This window comes from Streptomyces spongiae (genome assembly GCF_009377185.1).
In the GTDB taxonomy this organism is placed as follows: Bacteria; Actinomycetota; Actinomycetes; order Streptomycetales; family Streptomycetaceae; genus Streptomyces; species Streptomyces spongiae.
Window position 1 is genome coordinate 1 of the sequence record NZ_VJZC01000930.1, and the last position, 2,464, is coordinate 2,464.

Annotated in this window: 1 protein-coding gene; it reads left to right on the forward strand. The window is 68.5% G+C overall.

The window, feature by feature from the left end; translation table 11 throughout:
* Window positions 1-6: 6 nt before the first annotated feature.
* Window positions 7-2,464 (forward strand): type I polyketide synthase (locus FNH08_RS48800; protein ID WP_407704607.1); only part of this gene is annotated, 2,458 nt, incomplete at its 3' end.

The following is a 2,464-nucleotide window of genomic DNA, read 5'->3' on the forward strand; positions in this document are numbered from 1 at the left end:
TACGCGGTGATTCGCGGCAGCGCGGTCAACAACGATGGCGCAGGAGAGACACTGACCACGCCGTACCGATACGGCCAGGAAAGCGTCATCAGGCTGGCACACGAACGTGCCGGTGTCGACCCGCGCGACATCCAGTATGTGGAAGCGCACGGTACGGGAACTCGCAAGGGGGATCCTGTCGAGGCGGCCGCGCTCGGGGCGGTGATCGGATCTGCACGGCCTTCGGACTCTCCGCTGCTCGTCGGCTCGGCGAAGACGAACATCGGTCATCTTGAAGGTGCCGCGGGTATCGCCGGGCTGATCAAGACGGTGCTGTGCGTGAAGAACCGCACTCTGGTGCCCAGCCTCAATTTCGACACGCCTCACCGCGATATCCCACTGGATCAACTGAATGTGCGGGTCCAGCAATCCACTGGCCCGTGGCCGCGGTCGGATGTTCCGCTGGTGGCTGGTGTGAGTTCCTTTGGAATGGGCGGCACGAACTGTCACGTCGTGATGTCCGAGTGGGTTCCGCACGCTGACGGCGGCTCGGCGAGCGGTTCTGACCTGCCTCCCGCCGAGGTGCGTATGCCGGTGTGCGCGTGGCCGGTGTCCGGGCGCAGCGAACGGGCGTTGCGGGACCAGGCAAACCGGCTGCTGGCCCATGTCCTCGCCGATCCGGAGCAGGGCGTGGCCGACCTCGCGGGATCCCTGGCCACCACCCGTACCGCCTTCGAGCACCGGGCAGTGGTCGTGGGTGACGACCGGAAGGCGCTTCTCGCCGGCTTGACCGCCGTTGCGGAAGGCCGAAAATCGGCGAGCGGTCTGGTCCAGGGCCTCGCCGGAGAACCCCGTACGGCACTCTTGTGCTCCGGACAGGGAAGTCAGCGCCTGGGCATGGGCCGTGAGCTGTACGCGACGTTCCCCAGGTACGCCCAGGCATTCGACACGGTGTGCGCGGGACTTGACCGCCATCTGCGGGGAACCGTTTCCGCTGAGGTGAAGAGCGTCGTCTTCGCGGCGGACGGCTCGGCTGAAGCCCAGTTGCTCGACCAGACCGTGTACACCCAGACCGCGCTGTTCGCCGTCGAGGTCGCACTGTTCCGGCTACTGGAGCACTGGGGGGTGCGGCCGGACTACCTGATGGGGCATTCGATCGGCGAGCTGGCCGCGGCACACATCGCTGACGTGCTGTCGCTGGACGACGCCTGCGCCCTGGTCGCCGCACGCGCCGGGTTGATCCAAGGACTGCCCACTGGTGGTGCCATGGTCGCGGTGCGGACCGCGGAGAGCGAGATGCTGCCCTCGTTGGCCGGACGCGAGGGAGAGGTGAGCATCGCCGCGGTCAACGGGCCGGCCGCAGTGGTGCTGTCCGGCGATGAGGCCGCGGTCGCGGAGATCGCCGCCGGCTGGGCCAAGCACGGTCGCACGACCACACGGCTGCGGGTGAGTCACGCCTTCCACTCACCGCGGATGGACGGCATTCTGGGCACGTTCCGTGAGCGTGTGGCACGGCTGTCCTTCCGGTCACCGAGAATTCCTCTGGTCTCCACGGTGACCGGCAAGCCGGCGACAGCCGAGGAACTGGCTTCCCCCGACTACTGGGTGCGGCAGGTGCGCGGGACTGTACGGTTCCTTGACGCCATGCGCTGGCTCGAAGACTCAGGCGGCGTGACGGTCTTCGCCGAGCTGGGCCCGCGCGCCGTACTGGCGGGGATGGGCCGGGACTGCGTATCAGCACCGGATTCCGCATTCCTCCCCGCCCTGCGCGGTGGCGAGGGCGAAACCCGCGCGCTGCTGACCATGCTCGCCGGACTTCACGTGCGGGGCGCCACGGTCGACTGGGACGTGCTGGCCGCTGATGCCGGCACACGTCGGCTGAAGCTGCCGACCTACGCGTTCCAACGGGAGAGATACTGGATCGAGCCACCGGCAGTCGGCACCGCGCGGCAGGCAGAACGCCCGGTCGGCGACGGGTCGGCTCGCACCCAGCAGGCGGACCGTCTCGACACTCCCGCTCCCGCCGATATGCCGCTGCCCCACAGACTCGCCCAGTTGTCCGTCAGAGAGGCGGAACGCGAGCTGCTCACCTTGGTGTGCACCGAGACCGCCGCGATGCTCGGGCACGACGCCGCGGCCACCGTCCCCACCGAGCGGGCCTTCAGGGACCTCGGGCTCGACTCCTACGGCTCGGTGGAACTGCGTAACCGCCTTTCCGCCGCTGTCGGCACGCTGTTGCCCGACACGCTCCTGTTCGACCACCCGACCCCGGCCGCGGTCGCTCAGCGGCTGCGTGGGGAACTCCTGGGGGACGCACCTCTCGTACGACACGTGGAGGCCACGTCAGTCAGCGAGGATGATCCGATCGCGATTGTGTCGATGGCTTGTCGGTTTCCGGGTGGGGTGGATTCGCCGGAGGAGCTGTGGCGGGTGGTCGCGGAGGAGCGCGATCTGATCGGTCCGTTCCCCGACGACCGGGGCTGGG